20 protein-coding genes and 1 pseudogene are annotated in these 22741 nt (G+C 69.5%); 5 read left to right on the top strand and 16 right to left on the bottom strand.

The window, feature by feature from the left end; translation table 11 throughout:
* Positions 1–155 precede the first annotated feature (155 nt).
* From ACLBW1_RS06685 to ACLBW1_RS06675, 3 genes and pseudogenes are all read right to left on the bottom strand, one after another.
* Positions 156–1646, bottom strand: a pseudogene (locus ACLBW1_RS06685) (ABC transporter ATP-binding protein); the annotation flags it as partial.
* 347 nt (positions 1647–1993) lie between these two features.
* The gene (locus ACLBW1_RS06680) at positions 1994–2665 is read right to left on the bottom strand and encodes a response regulator (RefSeq protein WP_447810850.1); all 672 of its coding nucleotides are present in this window, start codon (positions 2663–2665) and stop codon (positions 1994–1996) included.
* Entirely contained in the window at positions 2662–3915 is a 1254-nt protein-coding gene (locus ACLBW1_RS06675) for a sensor histidine kinase (protein ID WP_447811171.1), read from the bottom strand. The genes ACLBW1_RS06680 and ACLBW1_RS06675 overlap by 4 nt, the downstream gene beginning before the upstream one ends.
* A gap of 166 nt (positions 3916–4081) precedes the next feature.
* On the opposite strand from ACLBW1_RS06675, the gene ACLBW1_RS06670 reads away from it, so the two are divergent.
* Positions 4082–5464, top strand: coding sequence for a PspC domain-containing protein (locus ACLBW1_RS06670; RefSeq protein ID WP_447810849.1), 1383 nt, complete (start codon positions 4082–4084; stop codon positions 5462–5464).
* On the top strand, positions 5457–5651 hold the full coding sequence (locus ACLBW1_RS06665; protein WP_447810848.1) for a hypothetical protein: 195 nt from the start codon (positions 5457–5459) through the stop codon (positions 5649–5651). Before ACLBW1_RS06670 ends, ACLBW1_RS06665 begins: the two co-directional genes overlap by 8 nt.
* A gap of 78 nt (positions 5652–5729) precedes the next feature.
* Here the strand turns inward: ACLBW1_RS06665 and guaA are convergent, their stop codons facing one another.
* The 4 genes from guaA to guaB form a co-directional block, all read right to left on the bottom strand.
* A complete protein-coding gene (gene guaA, locus ACLBW1_RS06660) occupies positions 5730–7337 on the bottom strand; it encodes a glutamine-hydrolyzing GMP synthase (protein WP_447810846.1) in 1608 nt (535 codons plus the stop codon).
* Between the two features lie 10 nt (positions 7338–7347).
* Positions 7348–9156 (bottom strand): GMC family oxidoreductase N-terminal domain-containing protein, encoded by a 1809-nt coding sequence (locus ACLBW1_RS06655; protein WP_447810845.1) that lies wholly within the window; start codon positions 9154–9156, stop codon positions 7348–7350.
* A 125-nt stretch (positions 9157–9281) separates the two neighbouring features.
* The gene (locus ACLBW1_RS06650) at positions 9282–10424 is read right to left on the bottom strand and encodes a GuaB3 family IMP dehydrogenase-related protein (RefSeq protein ID WP_447810843.1); all 1143 of its coding nucleotides are present in this window, start codon (positions 10422–10424) and stop codon (positions 9282–9284) included.
* 75 nt (positions 10425–10499) lie between these two features.
* Positions 10500–12059: an IMP dehydrogenase gene (gene guaB / locus ACLBW1_RS06645; RefSeq protein ID WP_447810841.1), complete on the bottom strand. Its 1560-nt coding sequence runs from the start codon at positions 12057–12059 to the stop codon at positions 10500–10502.
* A 266-nt stretch (positions 12060–12325) separates the two neighbouring features.
* On the opposite strand from guaB, the gene ACLBW1_RS06640 reads away from it, so the two are divergent.
* A complete protein-coding gene (locus ACLBW1_RS06640) occupies positions 12326–12712 on the top strand; it encodes a DUF5319 domain-containing protein (protein WP_447810840.1) in 387 nt (128 codons plus the stop codon).
* Positions 12713–12748: 36 nt separating this feature from the next.
* On the opposite strand, the gene ACLBW1_RS06635 is transcribed toward ACLBW1_RS06640, so the two are convergent.
* From ACLBW1_RS06635 to ACLBW1_RS06625, 3 genes are all read right to left on the bottom strand, one after another.
* Positions 12749–13621 (bottom strand): anti-sigma-D factor RsdA, encoded by an 873-nt coding sequence (locus tag ACLBW1_RS06635; RefSeq protein ID WP_447810839.1) that lies wholly within the window; start codon positions 13619–13621, stop codon positions 12749–12751.
* Positions 13622–13692: 71 nt separating this feature from the next.
* Positions 13693–14268 carry a sigma-70 family RNA polymerase sigma factor gene (locus tag ACLBW1_RS06630; RefSeq protein ID WP_045822082.1) on the bottom strand — a complete coding sequence of 192 codons (576 nt, stop codon included), beginning with the start codon at positions 14266–14268 and terminating at the stop codon, positions 13693–13695.
* Between the two features lie 187 nt (positions 14269–14455).
* Entirely contained in the window at positions 14456–15337 is an 882-nt protein-coding gene (locus ACLBW1_RS06625; RefSeq protein WP_447810838.1) for a hypothetical protein, read from the bottom strand.
* A 458-nt stretch (positions 15338–15795) separates the two neighbouring features.
* On the opposite strand from ACLBW1_RS06625, the gene ACLBW1_RS06620 reads away from it, so the two are divergent.
* Positions 15796–16092, top strand: coding sequence for a WhiB family transcriptional regulator (locus tag ACLBW1_RS06620; protein WP_434215840.1), 297 nt, complete (start codon positions 15796–15798; stop codon positions 16090–16092).
* 93 nt (positions 16093–16185) lie between these two features.
* Here the strand turns inward: ACLBW1_RS06620 and groL are convergent, their stop codons facing one another.
* The 3 genes from groL to ACLBW1_RS06605 form a co-directional block, all read right to left on the bottom strand.
* Positions 16186–17805 carry a chaperonin GroEL gene (groL, locus tag ACLBW1_RS06615; protein ID WP_447810836.1) on the bottom strand — a complete coding sequence of 540 codons (1620 nt, stop codon included), beginning with the start codon at positions 17803–17805 and terminating at the stop codon, positions 16186–16188.
* 180 nt (positions 17806–17985) lie between these two features.
* Positions 17986–18285: a co-chaperone GroES gene (gene groES, locus ACLBW1_RS06610; protein WP_045822080.1), complete on the bottom strand. Its 300-nt coding sequence runs from the start codon at positions 18283–18285 to the stop codon at positions 17986–17988.
* Positions 18286–18444: 159 nt separating this feature from the next.
* Positions 18445–20013 (bottom strand): MFS transporter, encoded by a 1569-nt coding sequence (locus tag ACLBW1_RS06605; RefSeq protein WP_447810834.1) that lies wholly within the window; start codon positions 20011–20013, stop codon positions 18445–18447.
* A 61-nt stretch (positions 20014–20074) separates the two neighbouring features.
* Here ACLBW1_RS06605 and ACLBW1_RS06600 point away from each other — a divergent pair, with 61 nt between their 5' ends.
* Positions 20075–20569, top strand: a complete 495-nt coding sequence (locus ACLBW1_RS06600) for a MarR family winged helix-turn-helix transcriptional regulator (RefSeq protein ID WP_447810832.1) — start codon at positions 20075–20077, stop codon at positions 20567–20569.
* On the opposite strand, the gene tsaD is transcribed toward ACLBW1_RS06600, so the two are convergent.
* Genes tsaD through tsaB form a run of 3 tightly spaced genes read right to left on the bottom strand, consistent with a single transcriptional unit; the run spans position 20556 to position 22740 of the window.
* A complete protein-coding gene (tsaD, locus tag ACLBW1_RS06595; RefSeq protein WP_447810831.1) occupies positions 20556–21587 on the bottom strand; it encodes a tRNA (adenosine(37)-N6)-threonylcarbamoyltransferase complex transferase subunit TsaD in 1032 nt (343 codons plus the stop codon). The two genes, ACLBW1_RS06600 and tsaD, sit on opposite strands and share 14 nt — an antisense overlap.
* Positions 21584–22081 (bottom strand): ribosomal protein S18-alanine N-acetyltransferase, encoded by a 498-nt coding sequence (gene rimI, locus ACLBW1_RS06590; RefSeq protein ID WP_447810829.1) that lies wholly within the window; start codon positions 22079–22081, stop codon positions 21584–21586. Before rimI ends, tsaD begins: the two co-directional genes overlap by 4 nt.
* Positions 22078–22740 carry a tRNA (adenosine(37)-N6)-threonylcarbamoyltransferase complex dimerization subunit type 1 TsaB gene (gene tsaB, locus ACLBW1_RS06585; protein WP_447810828.1) on the bottom strand — a complete coding sequence of 221 codons (663 nt, stop codon included), beginning with the start codon at positions 22738–22740 and terminating at the stop codon, positions 22078–22080. The genes rimI and tsaB overlap by 4 nt, the downstream gene beginning before the upstream one ends.
* Between the last annotated feature and the right edge of the window lies 1 nt (position 22741).

Below are 22741 nucleotides of genomic sequence, written 5' to 3'. Positions count from 1 at the left end.
CGCGTGACCCCGTCACGCAGTTCGATCACCTCGTCGGCCAGGGCCGCGAGGCGACGGTCGTGGGTGATGATCAGGGTGGCCCGTCCCGTCGCGCATCGACGGATCGGTGCGATGACCCGGCGAACCGACTCGGCGTCGAGACCGGTCGTCGGTTCGTCGAGGACGAGTACCGGAGTGTCGCGGATCAGCGCGCGTGCCATGGCGATCCGCTGACGTTGACCGCCAGAGAGTTGGAGACCACCGTCGGTCACCACCGTCTGATAGCCGTTCGGCATCATCGTGATGAACCCGTGGGCGTCGGCCGCGCGGGCGGCGTCGGCGATCTGTTCCGGGGTCGCGTCCGGCCGGCCGAATGCGATGTTGTCGGCGATGGTGCCGGTGCGTATCACCACCTGCTGGGGCAACAGGGTGACCCGCTCGCGGATCGACCGCGCCGTGGCGCCGTCGATGTCGTGTCCGTCGATCCTGATCGTTCCGCGGTCGGGGCGTTCGAGGCGCGTGATCAGTCCCGCCAGTGTCGATTTCCCGGATCCGCTGGCCCCGACGAGCGCGACGATCGCTCCCGGCCGCACGGACAGGGTCGCATCGGTGAGCAGCGGCCGGTCGAAACCGAAGGCGACGTGCGACAACTCGAGGCAGGGACGTACAGCGGGCAGCGCGGCGGCGTCGCAGGCATCGACGGTCGAGGGCGGTGTGTCGAGGATCTCGGCGACACGCTCGGCACTGACCACCGACGAGGCGATCGCGAGTCGGATCTCGGCGATCTCCTGGACCTTCGGATAGAGGTACCCGAGGTAGCCGGTGAGAGCGACGAGACCGCCGACACTCAGGTCGCCGGTCCGGACCTGCCACGCACCGACGACGGTGATGCCGAGCATCGTGAGCACCTGGCCGACGCTCATGACAGCGCCGAAACCCGCCTCCACGCGGGTCTGGGACATGCGGGCCCGCAGCCACGAACGCCCGTGACCGGCCAGCACGCGCTGCTCGCGGTCCTGCTGGTTGTAGGCGACCGTCGTCTCGACGCCGGCGAGGCTCTCGTGGACCGCGACACCGATGTCGGCGGTGGCCACCCGTTCGGCGCGTGTGGCCGTGGTCTGCGAGCGACCGAAGATCGACGCCGCCGCCGCGAGGACAGGGATGGCCACGAGGGCGACGGTCGACACCTGCCAGCTCATGACGAACGCGACCCCCAGCAGGCCCACGACATGGGCGAGCCCGATCGCGAGTTGCAGCAATCCTGACGCGGTCATGTGCTCGACGGCCTCGATGTCGCCGGTGTGGCGGGCGACGAGATCGCCGATCCCGATGCGCCGGTGCGTACGTGGGCTCAGTCGCTGCACGTGCGCGTAGAGCTTCGTGCGCAGTACCAGCACGAAGCGTTCGGAGGTGCTGACCGCGGTGAGCAGACCGAGGTAGCCGGCCACGGCGGCGGCGACGGTGACGATCAGCCAGATGACGGCCGACTCGACGAAGTCGGCGGTGGAATCCGCACTCAGGGCGGAGTCGATCAGGTCGGAGAGGAAGAACACTGCGGCGATCTCGCACGCGGCAGCCACCGACAGGAAGAGCGCGGCCAGTCCGATCGCGGCGCGGTCGGGACGCAACAGGGGCCCGAATCGGCGCAGTGCGGCGGTGAAGGTCATGGGGTCTCCCGTTGTCGTCGAGGCGGGGTGAATTCGGGGCACGACACATCTCTGGGGCCCGCGGTGGTCGCGGGCCCCAGAAGGTGTCGTGGTGTGATCTGCCGGGGGTACCTCAGCGCCAGATCCAGATCCACCGACGGTTACGCGGATCCCACGTGCGCTGACGACGCTTCGGGGTGGTGCGGTTGGCGGTGGGGTTCTGCTGTGCGAATGCCATGTCTGACTCCTTGTCTCGTGTCGGCATCTCTTGCCGACACCAGTGAAGGTAGGAGCCCGATCTGTGCGGTCACCGCCGCGATTGCTGTGGGGTCGCTACGTGCCCGCGGTCACACCGAGTCGCTTCCGTGTCAACGGATGTGGCGGTTCGCCGCCCATCGGGTCAGCGCGTTGCGATTCGACTGTTGGGTCTTGCGCAATACATTCGAGGCATGGGTCTCCACCGTCTTGACCGAGATGAACAGGTCATCGGCGATCTCGCGATAGGTGTATCCGCGGGCGAGCAGGCGCAGCACCTCGAGTTCCCGCGGGGTGAGGGAGTCCAACTCGGGATCGAGGTGTGGTTCGGGCATGGGCGAACGGCCGGTGAAGGAATCGAGCACGAACCCCGCCAGGCGGGGGCTGAACACCGCGTCACCATCGGCGACACGGCGCACGGCGTCGGCGAGCTCGGTGCCGGCGATGGTCTTGGTGACGTAACCGCGTGCGCCGGCGCGGATGGTGGCGATGACGTCCTCGGCGGCGTCGGACACGCTGAGCGCCAGGAACACCGGCGGTTGTGCGATTCGCGAATCGGCGACGCCGCGGACGACGGCCACCCCTCCGCCGTCGGGCATGTGGACGTCGAGCAGCACGACATCCGGTGTGGCCTCGACGATCCCGGCCACGGCGTCGGCCACCGTCCCCGCCTCCCCCACGATGCTGATACCACTCGCCGACGCGAGTTCGGCACGCACACCGGATCGGAACACGGCGTGGTCGTCGACCAGGAACACCCGGCACGTCGTCGTGGCATCGGTCATCGGTTCTCCCCGCTCTCGGCGGACACGGTGTGCACGCCGTCGGTCGCCGCCTCGGATGCGTCGTGATCGCGCGGCATCGACATCACGACTTCGGTTCCCCTACCGACCGCGGACTTGATGACCACCGTGCCACCGTGGCGCTCGATGCGTCCGCGGATCGACTTCGTCAGTCCCTGGCGGTCGGCGGGGACCTCGTCGGGATCGAAGCCGCGCCCGCGGTCGCGTACAAAGGCCTCGACCGCGTCGGCGGAGACCTCGGCGAACACGTCCACCTTGTGCTCGCCGGAGTGCTTGGCCGCGTTGATCAACGCCTCCCGGGTCGCCGCCACGAGCGCCGCCCACCGCTTGATGTCGCCGCCGTCGGCTCGGGGCGATCCGTGCGTCCAGGTGAGGTCGCCGACGGTCACCACGTCGACCTCGATGCCGTAGGCGTCCTCGACGTCGCCGGCCATCAGCTTCACCGCGGCGGCCAACGAGGTGCCGGCGCGTTCGGTCTCGCCGAACAGCCACCGCCGCAGTTCGCGCTCCTGCCCGCGCGCGAGTCGCGCGACCTCCTCGGGTCGATCGGCCTGTTTCTGGATCAACGCGAGGGTCTGCAGCACCGAATCGTGGAGGTGCGTGGCGATCTCGTCGCGTTCGGCGGCGCGGATCCGGGCGGCGCGTTCGGCATCGACGGTCCGCAGCAACCGCACCCACAGCGGCACGGTCAGCAACACCACACCGAGCAGGGTCGCGCCCACGGCCAACAGGGTGGTGCCCAATCCGCCGAACGACCGGTTGGTGGCGAGCACCGCGACCGCGAGTCCACCGATCACCAGCACGCCGCCGCCGGCGACGCGGGTCCACGTCATCACCCGGTTGCGCGTACCGCCGTGGCCGGTGTCGAATTCGCGCCACACCAGGCTCGCGCCGACCGCGACCACCACCAGCGGCACCAGGTACTCCGCGGGCGTCCCCGAGGCCGCGAACCCCACGACCACCAGGGCGGCCAGACCGACGAGCGCGAGGCCGTATCCCTGAGCCCGTTCACCGCGCGAGGGTGGCCGCGTGTCGGTGCCCGGTGGGCAGAAGAACCACAGCAGTCCGTAGGCGCACACCCCGGCCCCTGCCAGGGCGCTGAGCACGACGAACACGATCCGCACGACCACCACGTCGACACCGAGGTGGTCGGCGACACCGCCGGCGACACCGCCGATGATCCGGCCCCCGCCACGACGCAGCACACGGCCGGGCGCACCCGCCGGCTGCACGGTGTCGTGCGCGCGCTGCCCTGGCTGCCCGTCCACGCCTACATGGTGACACGTCCGGCACGCATGCCACATCAGGGACGACCCTGAGCGGTGGCGACGAATCGGGGGCCGATTCAGGGTGAACACCGATGGTGTGTGACCGGTATGGCGAACCAGGATGGTCGACATGAACACGGAGAATCCGAACCGGAACACGGGCACCCTCGATCCGAGTGCGATCAGTTCCGCGACGCTGCGCCGGATGTGGGACACACGGCCCGTCCGCACCGGCGGCGATCGCACCGTCGCCGGCGTGTGCGGCGGTGTCGCGCGGCGCTACCGCGTCGATCCGACGCTGGTGAAGGTCGCCTTCGTCGTCGCCACCCTGTTCGGCGGCAGCGGGGTCTTCCTCTACATCGCCGCGTGGGTCACCTTCCCGTCCGACGGTGTCACCGACGGGCGGTCGCGACGCGAACACCGCGATCGGTACCGCGCCGCACGTGGTCGCCGCGGGCACCTGCGCCACGGCCACGACGGGCGCGGACCGCACCTGTCACCGCCGGTCGTGGTGCTCGCGATCGTGGTCGTCGCCGCCACCTCGTTCGGCCCCAACGTGGCCTGGGGATCGGGCGGCCTGCTCGGTGCCGTGCTGATGCTCATCGCGTGGTGGCTGCTCCATCAGCGACACCCCGATCCCCTGCCCGGCACCTCGGCCGACACCGTCGGCGCCACGACACTGGCGGCGACCGAGACCTTCACCCGCTGGACGCCGCGCGCCTGGACCGATTCCGCGGCCGCCGATTCCGCGGCCGCCGGCCCCGTCGACCTCACGAAGGGTGGGTCGGCACCCGCGGACGCTGGTTCCGAGGCCGATCCGACGGCAGAGATGCGGCGGACCCCGCCCGCCTGGGATCCCCTGGGGGCCGCACCTTTCGCGTGGGATCTGCCCGAACCCTCCGATCCCGCCCCGATCCATCCGCCCGCACCACGTCGGCCCCGCTCGGCTCTCACCCCGATCACGCTGGGTGTCGCCCTGCTGATCGCTGCGGCAGCGACGACCGCGGCGTTCGCCGGCGTCTCCGCCCTCACCCCGGTGCGGATCATGGCCCTGGCGCTCGCCGTGGTGTGTGCCGGCCTGCTCGCCGGGGTGGTGTCGCGACGCGGCTCGGGCCTCGTCGGGGTCGCGGTGATCCTCGCGGTCGGCGTGGTCGGCGGTTCGCTGCTGTCGAGCGGCGATCTCCTGCCGGGAGGTGGAGTGGGACAGCGTGAGTGGAGACCGTTGGCCGAGAGCGACATCGCTGCGCAGTACGACCACTCGGTCGGTCAGGCAACGCTCGACCTCCGGTCGGTGACGCTCACCGCCGATCGGTCGGTGCGGGTCCGCGGCGGCGTCGGCGAGACCCGGATCATCGCCCCGAAGGGCATGAACCTCGATACGCGGTGTCGCGTGATCGTGGGTGAGGCGAAGTGCCCGACCGGCATCGACGGCGGTGACGACGGCACCTCGGGTCCGATTCTGCGACTGGACGTCTCGAACGTCCTCGGACAGGTCACGGTGGATCGTGGATGACGACCGGAGCCTGCGGCCCGCTCAGGCGCTCGTCGGGGTCGTCGGTCTCGCGATCGCCGTCTGGGGACTCGTCGGATCGCCCGAGTTCACCGACATCGCCGTGCTCGGATGGGCCGGGGTCGGGGTGGCCGTGGTCCTCGGGGCGGTGCTGATCATCGTCGGCGGGGTCAACGGACGGAAGCACTGACGCGGCCACACGATCGGCACGTGCCCACCTGCGGTGAACACATGCCCACCTGCGCTGGTCACGTACCCGAGCGGGGCGCTACTCCCACTCGATGGTGCCCGGGGGCTTGCTGGTGACGTCGAGGACGACGCGGTTGACCTCGGCGACCTCGTTGGTGATGCGGGTGGAGATGAGTTCGAGGGTCTCGTAGGGCACACGGGTCCAGTCGGCGGTCATGGCGTCCTCACTCGACACCGGACGCAGCACGATCGGGTGTCCGTAGGTACGTCCGTCGCCCTGCACACCGACGCTGCGGACGTCGGCGAGCAGCACCACGGGGCATTGCCAGATGGTGTCGTCGAGCCCGGCCGCGGTGAGCTCCTCGCGCGCGATGAGATCGGCGGCACGCAGGATGTCGAGGCGTTCGGCGGTGACCTCACCGACGATCCGGATCGCCAGCCCGGGACCCGGGAACGGTTGGCGCGCAACGATCTCCTCGGGCAGGCCCAGTTCACGGCCGACCGCGCGCACCTCGTCCTTGAACAGCAGACGCAGCGGTTCGACCAGAGAGAACTCGAGGTCCTCGGGCAGTCCGCCGACGTTGTGGTGGCTCTTGATGTTCGCGGTACCGCTGCCGCCACCGGACTCGACGACGTCGGGATACAGCGTCCCCTGCACCAGGAAGTCCACGGTTCCCTCGGCGTCGCCCACGACTTCGGCCACGGCACCCTCGAACGACCGGATGAACTGGCGACCGATGATCTTGCGCTTGGTCTCGGGATCGCTCTGGCCGGCGAGTTCGCGCAGGAACGTCTCTTCGGCGTCGACGGTGACGAGGCGGGCACCGGTCGCGGCGACGAAGTCCTTCTGCACCTGTTCGCGTTCGCCGGCGCGCAGCAGTCCGTGGTCGACGAACACGCACGTGAGCCGATCCCCGATGGCCTTCTGCACCAGCGCCGCGGCCACCGCGGAGTCGACACCGCCGGACAGGCCGCACAGCGCGAGACCGGTCTCGCCGACCTGGCTACGCACCTGCTCGACGAGGGCGTCGGCGATGTTGGCCGCGGTCCAGCTGGGCTCGAGACCGGCGACCTCGTAGAGGAAGCGGGTGAGCACCTGCTGGCCGTGCGGGGTGTGCATGACCTCGGGGTGGTACTGCACACCGGCCATCCGTCGTTCGAGGTTCTCGAACGCCGCGACCGGCGCACCGGGCGTCGAGGCGGTGACGGTGAAGCCGGCCGGGGGCTCCTGCACCGCGTCGTTGTGGCTCATCCACACCGGCTGGGTCTCGGGCAACCCGGCGTGCAACACCGACTCACCCGACAGCGACAGGGTGGTGCGGCCGAACTCACGGCCGCCGGTGTTGGCCACCACGCCGCCGAGTTCGTTGGCCATGGCCTGATAGCCGTAGCAGATCCCGAACACGGGGATGTCGAGGTCGAGGACCGCGGGGTCGAGACCGGGCGCGTCGTCGGCGTACACCGAGGCGGGGCCGCCCGAGAGGACCAGCGCCACCGGGTTTTTGGCCTTGATCTCCTCGATCGACGCCGAGTGCGCGATCACCTCGGAGTAGACACGCGCCTCGCGGACCCGTCGTGCGATGAGCTGCGCGTACTGCGCGCCGAAGTCGACTACGAGAACGGGGCGGGGGGCGGCCGATTCGACGGGCGACGAAGCGGCCGGGCTCGAGTGTTCGGGTGCGGTCACGCCGCTCAGTCTAGGCGCTGACCCCGTCGCGGCTGACCTGCGCGGTGGGCAGCAACGCCTCGTCGGATCGCGGTGTCGCGCCGCCGGAGGTGATGGCCACGATGGGCAGCCGCAGCGCGCCCGGGGCACTGGCGGGCACCACCGGCGCCTGCGGGGCGACGGCCTCGAGACGGCGGTAGGGCTGCGCCTGCGACGGACGGGTGTCGGCCTCGTTCTTGTTGGGCCAGAACGACATCGCGCGTTCGGCCTGCGCGGTGATCGACAGCGACGGGTTCACGCCCAGATTGGCGCTGATCGACGCACCGTCGGTGATGTGCAGCGTCGGGTAGTTCCACACGCGGTGGTAGGGGTCGATGACACCGGTCGACGGCGAATCCGAGATCACGCATCCGCCGAGGTAATGCGCGGTCATCGGCATGTTGAACACGTCACCCCAGGTACCCCCGGCCAGTCCCCCGAGTTTCGCCGCGACGCGCTGCGCCGCCTCGTTGCCCTTGGGGATCCACGTCGGGTTGGGCTCGCCGTGGCCCTGGCGACTGTTGACGAAGCGGAACGGCCCGAACCGCTGGACGAACGTCGTCAGCGAGTTGTTCTTGTTCTGCATCACCAGCAGGATGACGGTGCGCTGCGACCAGTTCCGGACGTTGATCAGCTGCAGCAGCGCGAACGGGTTCTTGCGTACCTCGTCGAGGAACTTGAGGAAACGGTTCCGGCCGGGCTCACCGTCGGTGAGCATCGTCTGCAACAGCCCCATCGCGTTCGATCCCTTGCCGTACCGACACGGCTCGATGTGGGTGTCGGACGCCGGGTGGATCGACGAGGTGATCGCGACACCCTCGGAGAAGTCGTCGCTCGGATCGACCTTGCTGCGCATGGCACCGAGGATCGATTCGGAGTTGGTGCGGGTGAGGTCGCCCAGCGCGTCGGACAGCTGCGGCAGCGAGCCGTCGTCCTTGGCCAGGTGCAGCAGCTTCTGGGTGTTGTAGGTGCCGGCGGCCACGATCACCTGACCGGCGGTCAGGGTGCGCCGATGTGCACCGAGGCGGGTCCAGGTGCCGGTGCGCTCGGTGTCGACCGACCACGAGCCGTCGGCGTGCGGGTGCAGCCCGGTGACGGTGGTGCGGTCGAGGATCTCGGCGCCGTTGCGCTCGGCCAGGCCTAGGTAGTTCTTCAGCAGGGTGTTCTTCGCGCCGACGCGGCACCCGGTCATGCACGACCCGCACTCGGTGCAGGCGGTACGGGCCGGGCCGGCGCCACCGAAGTAGGGGTCGGGGACGGTCTCGCCGGGTGTGCCTGCGCCGCCGGTCTTCTCGCCGAAGAACACTCCGACGGGGGTGGGACCGAAGGTCTCGCTCACACCCATCTCCTCGGCCAGGTCCTTCATGACCCGGTCGGAGTTGGTGAACGTGGGGTTGGTGACCACGCCGAGCATGCGACGGGCCTGGTCGTAGTGGGACCCGAGTTCGTCGTCCCAGTCGGTGATGTGGCCCCACTGCGGATCGGTGAAGAACGGCGTCGGCGGCTTGTAGAGGGTGTTGGCGTAGTTCAGCGACCCGCCGCCGACACCGGCGCCGGCGAGCACCATCACGTCACGCAGCAAGTGGATGCGCTGGATGCCGAAGAGACCGAGCTTGGGCGCCCACACGAACTTGTTGAGGCGCCAACTGGTCTTGGCGTGGTCGGTGTCCTCGAATCGACGCCCGGCCTCGACCACGCCGACGCGATACCCCTTCTCGACGAGGCGCAACGCGCTCACACTGCCGCCGAACCCCGATCCGATGATCAGGACGTCGTAGTCGTGCGAACCGGGTGTGGGCATTGCGTCACCTCGCGACAGGTCGTGTTGACGCGTCACCGGAAACGGACTGGCCGCTGTGACGCACGTCCTATCGTACAACACTCGTTGTCAGATACTGCGGTTGGTTCGATCCGCCCGCACCCGCGTCACGAATGCGCGGTGAGACCGACCTTCTGGAACTCCTTGAGATCGGAGTAGCCCGCCTTGGCCATCGACCGGCGCAGACCACCGACGACGTTGAGCTGGCCGAACGGCTCCGACGACGGACCGTGCAGCACCTCGTCGAGGCCGGGACGCTCGTCGCCGAGGGCCACCTGCAGCAGGGCGCCGCGCGGGAGCGACGGGTGCGCGGCCGCCGCGGTCCAGAACCAGCCCTGACCGGGTGCCTCCGCGGCGGCGGCGAGCGGGGTGCCCAGCATGGCGGCGTCGGCGCCGCACGCGATCGCCTTGGCGAGATGCCCCGAGGTGTGGATGTCACCGTCGGCGATCACATGGACATAGCGACCACCGGTCTCGTCGAGGTACTCGCGACGTGCGGCGGCGGCATCGGCGATCGCCGTGGCCATCGGCACGCCGATACCCAACACCTCACCGGTGGTGGTCGAACCCTCGGCCGAGCCGTATCCGACGATCACGCCGGCCGCGCCCGTCCGCATCAGGTGCAGCGCGGTACGGTGGTCGTGGACGCCACCGGCGACCACGGGGATGTCGAGTTCACTGATGAACGTCTTCAGGTTGAGCGGTTCGCGACCGTCGTGCGACACGTGCTCGGCGGAGATGATCGTGCCGTGGATGACCAGCAGGTCGACCCCTGCCGCGACGAGCGTCGGCGTGATCTCCTGCGCGCGCTGCGGACTGACGCGCACCGCGGTGGTGACACCGGCCTCGCGCACACGGGCGACGTTCTCCCCCAGCAACCCGGTGTCGAGCGGGGCGGCGTGCAGTTCCTGCAGGCGACGGATGGCGGCCGACGGATCGACCTCGTCAGCCGCGATGGCGATCACCTCGGCGATCTTCGCCTCCACGTCGCGGTGGCGGGCCCACAGACCCTCACCGTTGAGGACGCCGAGCGCCCCGAGTCGACCGAGTTCGATCGCCGACTCCGGCGACACCAGCGCATCGGTCGGATGGGTCAGGATCGGGGTGTCGAAACGGTAGGCGTCGAGCTGCCACGCCGTCGACACCTCGCTCGACGAGCGCGTCCGCCGCGACGGGACGATGTTGATGTCGTCGAGTTCGAAGGTCTGCCGGGCCGTTCTGCCCATGCCGATGTCCACCAGGTCACGCACCGGTGCACCTTTCCGTTGTAAGCCGCGCCCACACCGGTGTCGCCGAGTACCGGCGACACCCCGTCATCGAGGCGATCAGCGCGAATAGTAGTTCGGTGCCTCGACCGTCATGGTGATGTCGTGCGGGTGGCTCTCTTTGAGCCCGGCCGCGGTGATCTGCACGAAGCGGGCCTCCTGCAGATGCTCGATGGTCGCCGAGCCGGTGTAGCCCATCGCCGCGCGCAGCCCGCCGCGCAGCTGGTGGATGACCTGGGTGAGCGGACCGCGGAACGGCACCCGACCCTCGATGCCCTCGGGCACCAGCTTCTCCTCGGCCAGCACGTCGTCCTGGAAGTAGCGGTCCTTGGAGAACGACTTCTTCTCACCTCGGCCCTGCATCGCCCCGAGCGAACCCATGCCGCGGTAGCTCTTGAACTGCTTGCCGTTGACCAGGATCAGTTCGCCGGGCGCCTCGGCGGTGCCCGCCAGCAGCGAGCCGAGCATGACCGTCGACGCCCCGGCGGCCAGCGCCTTGGCGATGTCGCCGGAGAACTGCAGGCCACCGTCGGCGATCACCGGGACACCGGCGCGCTTGCACACCGCCACCGCCTCCATCACCGCGGTGATCTGCGGCGCACCCACACCGGCGACGACGCGGGTGGTGCAGATGGAGCCGGGCCCCACGCCGACCTTGACCGCGTCGGCGCCCGCGTCGACGAGCGCCTGGGCGGCCTCGCGGGTCGCGACGTTGCCGCCGACGATCTGCACGCGGTTGCCGACCTCGGCCTTGAGCTTGGCCACCATGTCGAGGACGAGTCGATTGTGGGCGTGCGCGGTGTCGACGATGATCACGTCGGCCCCGGCGTCGGTGAGCGCCATGGCGCGGGCCCACTGCTGATCGCCGGTACCGATGGCGGCGCCGACGAGCAGGCGTCCGTCGGAGTCCTTCGTGGCGTCGGGGTGCTGCTCGGTCTTCACGAAATCCTTCACCGTGATGAGACCGGTGAGCTTGCCGTTGCCGTCCACGATGGGCAGCTTCTCGAGCTTGTTGCGTCGCAGCAGACCCAACGCGGCCTCGGCCGACACGCCCTCCTGGGCGGTGATCAGCGGAGCCTTCGTCATCACCTCCGAGACCGGCCGACTCTGGTCGACCTCGAACCGCATGTCGCGGTTGGTGATGATGCCCAGCAGGTTGTCGTCGTCGTCGGTGACCGGCAACCCGGAGATCCGGAACCGCGCACACATCGCGTCGACCTCGGCGAGGGTGTTCGTCGGGCTGCAGGTGACCGGGTCGGTGACCATCCCGGCCTCGGACCGCTTCACCGTCTCGACCTGACCCGCCTGGTCGTCGATGGACAGGTTGCGGTGCAGCACGCCCATGCCGCCGGCCCGCGCCATGGCGATGGCCATGCGTGACTCCGTGACGGTGTCCATCGCCGAGCTGACGAGCGGCACCTTCAGTCGGATCTCGCGGGTCACCTGCGAGGACGTGTCGACCTCGCTGGGGATCACGTCGGACGCGGCCGGCAACAGCAGCACGTCGTCGAAGGTGAGGCCCATCATCGCGACCTTGCCGGGGTCGTCGCCGCCGGTACGCACGGCGGGGGTGCTGGGCGTGGTGTCGAGGGAGGCCTGGTGGTCGGTGGGTGGGGTCATCGTCAGATCAACCTCTCGATGGTTCGTCGGATTCCGGCTCGCCCGTCCGCGCCGAACTCTCGCCGCGCGCGGATGGCGCTCGCACGACGTCCGCTCCGTGGGACGACGCTGCCGTGGGGTGCCGACGTGTCACCCCATCGTATAAGCCTCGGGCCGGCCCCCGTGACCAGGATCGGCTCGGCGGCACATGCGGACCGTGGCGACAATTGCGATCTCGGAGAGTACTGAGGTGGCGCCCGACACGTGTCGCTGACTACGGTGGCCGTGTGCGCGACCACCTCCCGCCGGGCCTGCCCCCGGATCCCTTCGCCGACGATCCGAGCGACCCCTGCGCCGCCCTGGATTCGGTGGAACCGGCGCAACCGCTCGACCCCGAGGAACGCCTCGCGGTCGAGGAAGATCTCGCCGATCTCGCCGTGTACGAGGCCCTGCTGGCCCGCCGCGGCGTCCGAGGTCTCGTCGTCGTCTGCGACGACTGTCAGCTCGACCACTACCACGACTGGGACATGCTGCGCGCGAACCTGCTGCAGCTCCTCGTGGAGGGCACCGTCCGCCCGCACGAACCCGCCGTCGATCCGTCGCCCGAGGCGTACGTGACGTGGGACTACTGCCGCGGATACGCCGACGCGGTCATGCACACCGACGACGACTGACCCGCCTTCGGGCGTGACCGAGAACGGTCGCGGGACTCAGTTCCCGGTCGAACCATTCGTCGCGCTCGACGCCGGTGTCTTCGGCAGTGCCGGGACCGTCGTCGTCGTGACCGGCGCCTGCGTGGTGCTCGGCGGGGTCTGCGGCGTCGTGGTCGGGGGCATCGGCAGACGCAGCAGCGTCCGCGGATCGGGGATCGACGTCGGCAACGTCGGGATAGACGAGAGGATGTCGGTCGGCAACTGGATCGGCGGGATCCCCGAGACCGACGGCAGGTTCGTGATCGACGTCAAGGGGTTGTCGGGGATCGGGCCGACCTGCTCGGCCAGGCGCTGGGTCCAGTCCTGCATCCGCTGCCGCGAGTCGTCGCCGGACATGTCGCCGACCTTCTTCTGCGCCTCCACCAGCAGCTCCGCGGCACGACGCTTGTCGCCGGACGACAGCGCCTGCTCGGCCTGCTCGAGGTTCGACTGTGCATCGGCCGAGGCCACGGTCGCACTCGCCTCGGAGCCGAACATCGCCTGCTTCACACCCCAGAGCGGATCGCCCGGGTTGGAGTTCTGGGCCAGGACGGTGACCGCGCCGAACGCCACCAGTGCGACCGAGGCCGCGCCGGCGACGACACGCATGCGGCGCATGGCCGTCTTCCGCGAGTCCATCCGGGCACCACGGGCGATCTCCGCCTCGATCTCGTCGACCGACGGTCGCGAGGGCATGGGTGCGGCATCGATCTCGTGCCGCCAGCCCGACAGCAGCGAGGCGAGCTGCTGATCGGCCGCGTCGGCGCCGAAGTCGCCCGGCATCTGATCGCGAGCCAGCGCGTCGAGTAGTCGATCGTCGGCGCGGACGGCCTCCATGTCGACCGTCACCCCGTCGCCGCCGTCCTGTGCGTTCCTGCCATTCGTGTTCACGGTTTCCCACCGACCAGAGCCGTCACGGCGGGACGAACCGTGACCGAAGGGCGACGTGCGATCGTCGTCGTTCATCGTCCCTCACCTGCTCTCGTCATCTCGTTCTTCAACTTGTTCAGGGCTCGATGCTGTGCAACACGCACCGCACCGGGCGTACTCCCGACCGCATCCGCGGTCTCCTCGGCCGACAGTCCCACCACCAGGCGCAACACGAGGATCTCGCGCTGCTTCTCCGGCAACCGGCTCAACAGGCGATCCATCCGCCTGCTCGCATCGGCGTTCAGAGCCGCCTGTTCGGGCCCGTCGTCGACATCCATCGTCTCGGGGATGGTCTCGAACGGATCGGACTTGATCCGCGCGGCACCACGATGCGCGTCGGCCACCTTGTGTGCGGCGATGCCGTACACGAAGGCCATGAACGGCCGCCCCTGGTCGGTATACCTGGGCAGCGCGGTCATCACGGCCATACAGACCTCCTGCGCCACATCGTCGGCGGACAGCGTGTGCCGTTCGCCTGCCCCCACCCTCGCCCGGCAATACCGCACGACGAGGGGTCGAACACTCTCGAGAACATCGGAGAGAGCAGACCGACTGCCCCGCCCTGCGGCGGCAACAGCTCGATCCAACTCATCACCTGTGAGAATCATCGTCGAGTGAGGTCCCTGCGTTACATGCGTCGGAGTTCGGGTGGGCGGAAAAGTCGGGCGGGAAGATCGGGCAGACCGGGCGGACGCCGAGAAGAGCTGACGCATCGAGCACCAGATCGGTAGTCAGCTTAGCGAGCAGTTTCCCGTCACCACCGGTGTCCTGTCATCCCACCGGACACATCCGCACCTATCGGGTCGACCCCAGCTGCCCGCCGCGCGCGTTCACCACCCGACGGGCGCTGTCCTCCTGATCCTCCGCCCAGCGCGAAGTGCGCTGGTCCAGGTGCGGCGACAGGCCCACCAGCAGCGCCGCCGACGCCCAGCGCAGCGGATCGAGCCCCAGACGCTCGGCGCGCTCCACGCAGGCGGTGGCCAGCGCCACCGCCCCGTCGATGTCGGAGCACATCGCGCGCGTCGCCGCCTCGATGACGTCGGTCTTCACCACGTGCCGCTCCGAGGGGCACCCCCGCGCCGCGGCGAGCGCGGTGTCGGCGGCTCGCCGGGCACCCTCCGGATCACCGCGATACAGACACAACTCGGTCCGCACCCACGCGGCGCGCAGCCCGAGCCGGTCTCCGTGCACCCACCCCCACAGTCGCGCGCCCTCCCCCGCGTCTCCCGGGAGTCGCTGCTCGCCACGATCGAGGAGTCGCTCCGCCGCGCGATCGAGGAGTCGCTCCGCGACGTCGAAGGCGGCGAGCCCGAGATGATCGGCGGCCAACCCCACGAGGGCGTCGACGGTCGCCGAGGTCGCCACGGGTCCCGGTGGCGCCGCGAGGGCGAGCGCCACGGCGTCACCGTCGAGGCGACGAGCGTCCGCGTGGCGGCCACACTGGCGCAGATGCGACGCCTGCGTCGAGGCGCCCAACGAGAGCAGCGCCGACAAGTGCGGCCCCGGCGGCGTCGCTGCGCGCAACCGCTGCAGTTCTGTTAGGGCGCGTGCGTAGTGACCGCACGCGCCCAGCGCGACCGCCCTGAGCCATCTGTCGTGGCCGGTCACGACGGCGTCGGCTCCGAGTGCGGCGTCGATGTCGACGTCGAGACGGGCTCCGAAAGCGATCTCGATCACAGCTGCGAGCCCCCTCCCGGGCATCCGAACCCCGATTTAGCGAAAAGTTAACCTGGCCGTGACCGAGCGATTCGGGCCCGGGTGTCACCCCGAGGTCACTCGTGGATGTCGACGACGTTAACCACCCGGACCCGATCGGGCACCCTCGGACATCCCGGCACCCGCCGACACCGTCGACCGGCGCGGCTCGAAGTGCCCTGTGGCGTGGCCGTTCACACCTGTTCCAGGCTCGTCGCGACGCCCGATGTGGCCTCGAATCAGACCGGGCAGCGCCGCAACATCTCCTTAACATCCGGTGTCCCACCAGGGTTTTGCTCAGCCGTGCAGGCTTGTTGACTGGTTTTCCGACCGTCGCCTACGTTGAGCGAGTCGGGCGGGGACAACGTCGTACTCGACTCCGGAGAACTGCTTCACCCAACCAGTTCACGCCGAAATCGGCACGTACAAGGAGCTCCACATTGCCTCAGCCAAACCACCTTCCCGGACCGAACGCAGACATCTGGGACTGGCAGATGAAAGGCCTGTGCCGCGGAGTCGACTCGTCGATGTTCTTCCATCCCGACGGTGAGCGCGGCCGGGCACGGGCACACCGCGAACGTCGGGCGAAGGAACTGTGCCACCAGTGCCCGGTCATCGCGCAGTGCCGTGAGCACGCACTCGCCGTCGCCGAGCCCTACGGGATCTGGGGCGGTCTGTCGGAGAGCGAGCGCGGCATCCTCATGAAGCGCGGCGTGGGTCGTCGCATGGCGGGCTGATCGTCCCCACCCACGACACACACGACGAAGGGCACCCGGGTTCTCCCGGGTGCCCTTCGTCGTACCGTCTACCGGTCGATCACGTCCGCCGGGTCAGTGGCTGTGTCCGTGACCGTGGCCGGCGTGCTCATCGGCACCGGCCTGCTTCTCGATGATCGCGCTCTCGGTGGTGAGCACCATGCGCGCCACCGATGCGGCGTTGACGATGGCCGACCGGGTCACCTTGACCGGGTCGACGATGCCCTCGGCCAGCAGGTCGCCGTAGGTGAGGGTCGCGGCGTTGAAGCCGTGTCCCTTCTCCGCGGCCGCGACGGTGGCGGTGACCACCGAGCCGTCGACACCGGCGTTGGTGGCGATCCAGTGCAGCGGCGCACGCACGGCCGTACGGACCACGGCGACACCGAGCGCCTCGTCACCCGACAGGGTGGCCTCGAGGTCGTCGAGGGCCGCCGAGGCCTGGACGATGGCCGAGCCACCGCCGGGGATGATGCCCTCCTCGACCGCGGCCTTCGCCGCGGCGACCGCGTCCTCCACGCGGTGCTTGCGCTCCTTGAGCGCGGTCTCGGTGGCCGCGCCGACACGGATCACCGCGACACCACCGGAGAGCTTGGCCAGGCGCTCGGCGAGCTTCTCACGGTCCCAGTCGGAGTCACTGGCCTCGATCTCGCGGCGCAGCTGCTCGGACCGGTTGGTGATGGCCTCGGCGGTACCGGCTCCGTCGACGATGGTGGTCGAGTCCTTGGTGACCACCACGCGGCGCACCGTGCCGAGCAGATCCAGACCGGCTTCGGCGAGCGACAGCCCGATGTCGGAGCTGATCACGGTGCCGTCGGTGACGATCGCGAGGTCCTCGAGGAACGCCTTGCGCCGGTCACCGAAGAACGGCGCCTTCACCGCGACGGCATGGATGGTCTTGCGGATCGAGTTCACGACGAGCGTCGAGAGCGGTTCGCCCTCGATGTCCTCGGCAATGATCAGCAGCGGCTTGCCGGCCTCGGCGACCTTCTCCAGCAGCGGGAGGAACTCGGGGAGCGAGGTGATCTTGTCGCGGTACAGCAGCACGCGGGCATCCTCGAGGACGGCCTCCTGGCTGTCGACGTCGGTGACGAAATAGGGCGAGAGGTAGCCCTTGTCGAACTGCACGCCCTCGGTCACCTCGAGGTCGGTGTTCAGACCCGAGCTCTCCTCGACGGTGACGACGCCGTCGACGCCGACCTCGGTCATGGCCTTGCCGACCATCTCGCCGATCTCGGGGTCACGCGAGGAGACCGTCGCGACCTGCGCGATCGCGCCGGCACCCTCGACCGGGGTGGCCGCGGCGAGCAGCGCCTCGGAGATCGCGTCGGCGGCCTTCGAGATGCCCGAGCCGAGCGCGATGGGGTTGGCGCCCGCGGCCACGTTGCGCAGACCGGACTTGATGATGGCCTGGGCGAGCACGGTGGCCGTGGTGGTGCCGTCACCGGCGACGTCGTTGGTCTTCGTCGCGACCGACTTCACCAGCTGCGCGCCGAGGTCCTCGAACGGATCGGAGAGGTCGATCTCGCGGGCGATGGTCACACCGTCGTTGGTGACGGTGGGTCCGCCGAAGGCCTTGGCGAGCACGACGTGGCGACCGCGGGGCCCCAACGTCACCTTGACCGTGTCGGCGAGCTTGTCGACGCCGCGTTCGAGGGAACGACGCGCCGCGTCGCTGAATTCGATGTCTTTTGCCATGTGTGGCTGCACTCCTGAGAGGTGGTGGGTGGTGAGGGTGCCGGGGTCACCCGGAGTTGAGGAGTTCGGGGGACGACGAACAGACGAGCCCGCCCCGGTCGCCCCCGTGAGGGAGCGCCCGGGGCGGGGACGTCACCGGACCGCTGCCGTATGACGGCGGCGGGGCCGGTTGGGTGACGACTACTTGGAGATGACCGCCAGCACGTCGCGTGCCGAGAGGATCAGGTACTCCTCGCCGGAGTACTTGATCTCGGTGCCGCCGTACTTGCTGTAGATGACGGTGTCGCCCTCTTTGACGTCGACCGGCACCCGGTTGCCCTGCTCGGTCACGCGTCCCTCGCCCACGGCGATGACGGTGCCCTCCTGGGGCTTCTCCTTGGCCGTGTCGGGGATGACCAGACCGGAGGCGGTCGTCGTCTCGGCCTCGTTGGCCTGGACGAGGATCTTGTCCTCGAGGGGCTTGATGTTCACGCTCGCCACGATGTGAGCCCTCCACTTTCGGGGTACTGGGCCGGACTCGGAGGTCCGTACCCGATTGCTGATGTCAGATGATTACGGCGCCTTGCTCGGTTCCGTCGTCGCGGGAGCCGGGACCTCACTCGGTGCCACCTGGCACTCTATACATGCGAGTGCCAGCACTCAAGTACCCGGGAGTGCCAGCGGCCCGGTCGGCGCCCGGCGTCGCCGCAGAGCGATCACGACGAGGCTCCCGACGACACCGAGCACCGACAACACCGAGATCAGGATGATCGCCGACGACATCCCCGCGGGGAGCCCGGAGCCCGTCGCGCCACCGGCCTGGGCGCTGGTCACGATGGCCGTGACGACCGCGAGCATCACCGCACCGCCGACCTGGATGCTGGTGTTCACCAGTCCCGACGCCAGACCCTGCTCGTCGTCGGACACCCCGGTGGTCGCCTGGGCGTTGACCGAGGGGAAGCACAGCGCGAACCCGATGCCCAGCAGGACGATGGTGGGCAGCAGGAAGTCGAGGTATCCCATCCCCGGCTCCGCGCGCAGGAACAGCAGGTAACCGCCGACGAACGCGGTGAGCCCGACCGCGATGAGGATCGGCGTGCCGACCCGGTCGAGCACGCGGTCCATCCGCAGCGCGCTGGCCACCACCAGCAGACCGGCGGGCAGGAATCCGAGCGCCATCGCGATCGGCGACCACCCCAACGTGTCCTGGAGGTAGAGGGTGACGAGGAACTGGAAGGCCACGTAACTGCCGAACATCACCGCCGCCGACACGTTGGCGTGCACCAGGGTCAGCGAACGCAGGATGCCCAGCCTCAGGAGCGGGTTGCGGTGGCGCGCCTCGATCAGCACGAACGCGACGCCGAACGCCGCCGCGGCGACGAAGAGGCCGATCGTCGAGGGCGCGGTCCACCCCGCCTCGGGTGCGGCGACCACGGCGTAGACGAGCACGAGCAGAGCGCCGGTGCTCGTGAGGGCCCCACCGACGTCGAGGTGTGACCAGGTGATCGCCGGGCGTGCGGTACGGGGGATCACCTTCACGCCGGCGAGGAACAGCAGTGCGGCGACAGGCCCGGGGAACAGCAGGGTCGCCTGCCACGACACCTCGGTGAGCAATCCGCCGAACACGAGTCCCAACGAGAAGCCGCTGGCACCACACACGGTGTAGATGCTCAGCGCCCGGTTGCGGGCCGGGCCCTCGGCGAACGTCGTCGTGATGATCGACAGCCCCGCCGGGACGGTGAACGCCGCGGCCACACCCTTCACGAAACGCAGCGCGATGATCGCTGCGTCGATCTGCACCACTGCGCTCACGATCGACGCGACCCCGAACACCGCCAAGGCGGCCAGGAAGACCCGGCGGCGACCGAAGAGGTCGCTCGCCCGTCCTCCCAGCAGCAGGAATCCACCGTAGCCCAGCACGTATCCGCTGACGATCCACTGCAGGTGCGACTGGTCCATGCCGAGGTCGGCACCCATGGACGGCAGCGCCACGCCCACCATGGAGATGTCGAGACCGTCGAGGAACAGTGCGCCGGCGAGGACGACGAGCAGAACCCACGTCGCCGTCGCCCACCCCCGCGCCGATGTCACCTCCGCGTGCGCACCGCTCTCCTGGTGCACCTCTCCTGCCTGCGCTCTCCCCTCTGCTCGTGACCCGACGTCGGCCGGGTCGTCGGTGGCTGTGACCGATGAGTGACGTGTCATGCGGAGAACCATATGCAATTGCATTGAATGTGTCTACAAATAATCTGACTGCAAATAATGCGACGACATCTGGTAGCATCACGCCATGTCCGACGACGTGCACACACCCTCCGCGGGCGCCTCGTGTGACGAGGACGCCCTCGCCGCGGCGTGGCATCGGCTGACCGTCCGCTATCACCGTCTGCACTGCGAGATCGACCGCACCCTCGAGGCGAGTCACCAGATCAGCGGCAGTGAGTTCGAGGTGCTCGAACTGCTTGCCGCACAACCGGACTGTTCACTGCGGATGAGCGAGCTCGCCGGTCAGGTACACCTCAGCCAGAGCGCGTTGTCACGCCTGGTCGCGGGGCTGGAGAAGAACGGCCTCGCGCAGCGGACCATGTGTGAGAACGACCGTCGTTCGGTGTTCACCGCGCTGACCGCGGCCGGACGAGATCTCTACGAGCGGGCGCGACCCGTGCAACGCGCGATCCTGCGTGCCGCCACCGTCGACGCCGACACCGAATCATTGTGCGGCGTTAACGATTTCGCGGCCGCCGCCGCACCGGTCGACGCCGGCGCGCAGGTCAGTACGCGCTGATCTGAACCGACATCCCCGGGTCGGTGGCCACCGTCAACGGCGAGGCCGGCGCGCCACCGGCGATCACGTGCGCACCCAATGTCGCGATCATCACCCCGTTGTCGGTGCACAGTCGCGGCCGCGGGATCCGCAGTGTCACACCCGCGTCCGCGCATCGCTGCGCGGTCAACGACCGGATGCGAGAGTTCGCGGTGGCCCCGCCGCCGAGGACGAGTGTGTCGACACCCGCGTCCTCACACGCACGCATGGCCTTGAGGCTGAGCACATCGGCCACCGACTCCTGGAACGACGCGGCGACATCGGCCAGCGGCACCGGGTCTCCGGCACGTTCGCACTTCTCCACGAAGCGGGCGACCGCGGTCTTGACCCCGCTGAACGAGAAGTCGTACCGGGCGTCGCGCGGACCGGTCATACCGCGCGGGAACCGGATCGCGGTCGGATCCCCCTGTGCCGCTGCGGCATCGAGCGCGGGACCGCCGGGATACCCGAGACCGAGCAGGCGGGCCACCTTGTCGAAGGCCTCACCCGCCGCGTCGTCGACGGTGGTGCCCAACTCGACGATCGGCGCACCGAGATCGTCGACCCTCAACAGGTGGGTGTGTCCACCCGACACCAACAGCGCCACACACTGCGGCATCGGACCGTGTTCGAGGGTGTCGACGGCCACGTGCCCGCCGAGGTGGTTCACCGCGTAGAGCGGGATGTCCCACGCCGCGGCATAGGCTTTCGCCGCGGCGACACCGACCAGGAGTGCGCCCGCCAGACCCGGACCGATCGTCACCGCGATCGCGTCCGGGCGGTCGACACCGGCGGCCTCACGGGCACGGGTCATGGTCGGGACGATCGCCTCGAGGTGGGCGCGCGAGGCGATCTCGGGGACCACACCGCCGAAGCGCGCGTGTTCGTCGACGCTGGAGGCCACCTCGTCGGCGAGCAGTGTCGTCGTTGCGTCGTCGTTCCATCGCACGATGCCGACACCGGTCTCGTCGCACGAACTCTCGATGCCCATGACGATCACCGGTCGCCGCCCTCCTGTCGGGACCCGGTGTCGGCGCGGGTGACCGCGGGCCGCCGCATCGTGTACGCGTCGGCGCCACTGGGTTGGTAGTAGCGCTTGCGCAGGCCCATCCGTTCGAAACCGTGGCGCCGATACATGTCGATGGCGACGTCGTTGTCGGTGCGGACCTCCAGGAACACCTGCGCCGCATGCGAGTCCGCGACCTCGAGCATGACCGCCATCAACGCGCGCCCGTGGCCGGCTCCGCGGTGGGCAGGGTCGACGGCGATGGTGTGGATCTCACACTCGAACGTCCCGACCCTCCCCAGCAGCGAGATCCCCGCGTATCCGATGAGCGTCTCCCCGTCTATGTCGCGAGCGGCGAAGTAGCGGTTGTGCGGTGAGGCGATCTCGGCGGTGAACGCTTCGACCGGCCACGGTGACTCGTCGGGGAAGATCGCCCGCTCCAACTCGGCGCAGCGTGCGGCGTCGGCGGGTGCCAGCGGCCCGATCATCGGCCGCGATCCGCGGTGGCGACGGCATCGGGGCGCCGCAGGTACAGCGGGACGACGGGTTCGGGGTCGGCACCGGACTCCATCGCAGGGCGGGCCACGCTCGCGAGGCCCGCGGTGGTCGGTGAGGTGATCGCATCGTCGACCTGCTCACCGAACATTCGGGTGTGCTCCGGGGATCCGACGATGACGTCCACCCCCTCCTCGCCACGCAGTCGGTCGATGAGGCCGGTCGGGGTGTCGACGGCCGGGCCCGCGATGCGGCGCCGGTCGCCGTAGAGCGCCCAGTAGACCTCCCGGCGCCGTGCGTCGGTCACGACGAGCACCCGTCCCGTGCGGGCGTCGGATGCGATCGCGTCCAGCGAGCACACCCCGTGCAGCGGGATGGCGAGCGCGTCGGCGAAGGCGGCTGCTGTCGCCATCCCCACGCGCAGGCCGGTGAACGGTCCCGGCCCGCATCCGACGACCACCGCATCGAGATCCGACCGTGCCGCCCCGGCCTCGGCGAGGCATTCGAGGATCAGCGTGGTGAGGACCTCGGCGTGGCCACGCGGTGTGGACAGGGTCCGCTCGGCGCGCACCTCCACGCCCTGCCGCGTCGTCACCTCGGCGACCCCGGTGGTCACCGTGGGTGTCGAGGTGTCGATGGCCAGGACCAGCACG

This window comes from Williamsia sp. M5A3_1d (assembly GCF_053345315.1).
This window is presented reverse-complemented; position numbering and strand designations above follow the sequence as displayed.

Excerpts from the sequence above, each read along its gene's own strand:
- ACLBW1_RS06680 (WP_447810850.1), bottom strand. The coding sequence starts at position 2,665 with ATGACCGATGCCACGACGACGTGCCGGGTGTTCCTGGTCGACGACCAC.
- ACLBW1_RS06670 (WP_447810849.1), top strand. The coding sequence starts at position 4,082 with ATGAACACGGAGAATCCGAACCGGAACACGGGCACCCTCGATCCGAGT.
- ACLBW1_RS06655 (WP_447810845.1), bottom strand. The coding sequence starts at position 9,156 with ATGCCCACACCCGGTTCGCACGACTACGACGTCCTGATCATCGGATCG.
- guaB (WP_447810841.1), bottom strand. The coding sequence starts at position 12,059 with ATGACCCCACCCACCGACCACCAGGCCTCCCTCGACACCACGCCCAGC.
- ACLBW1_RS06630 (WP_045822082.1), bottom strand. The coding sequence starts at position 14,268 with ATGATTCTCACAGGTGATGAGTTGGATCGAGCTGTTGCCGCCGCAGGG.
- groL (WP_447810836.1), bottom strand. The coding sequence starts at position 17,805 with ATGGCAAAAGACATCGAATTCAGCGACGCGGCGCGTCGTTCCCTCGAA.
- ACLBW1_RS06605 (WP_447810834.1), bottom strand. The coding sequence starts at position 20,013 with ATGCAATTGCATATGGTTCTCCGCATGACACGTCACTCATCGGTCACA.
- ACLBW1_RS06600 (WP_447810832.1), top strand. The coding sequence starts at position 20,075 with ATGTCCGACGACGTGCACACACCCTCCGCGGGCGCCTCGTGTGACGAG.
- rimI (WP_447810829.1), bottom strand. The coding sequence starts at position 22,081 with ATGATCGGGCCGCTGGCACCCGCCGACGCCGCACGCTGCGCCGAGTTG.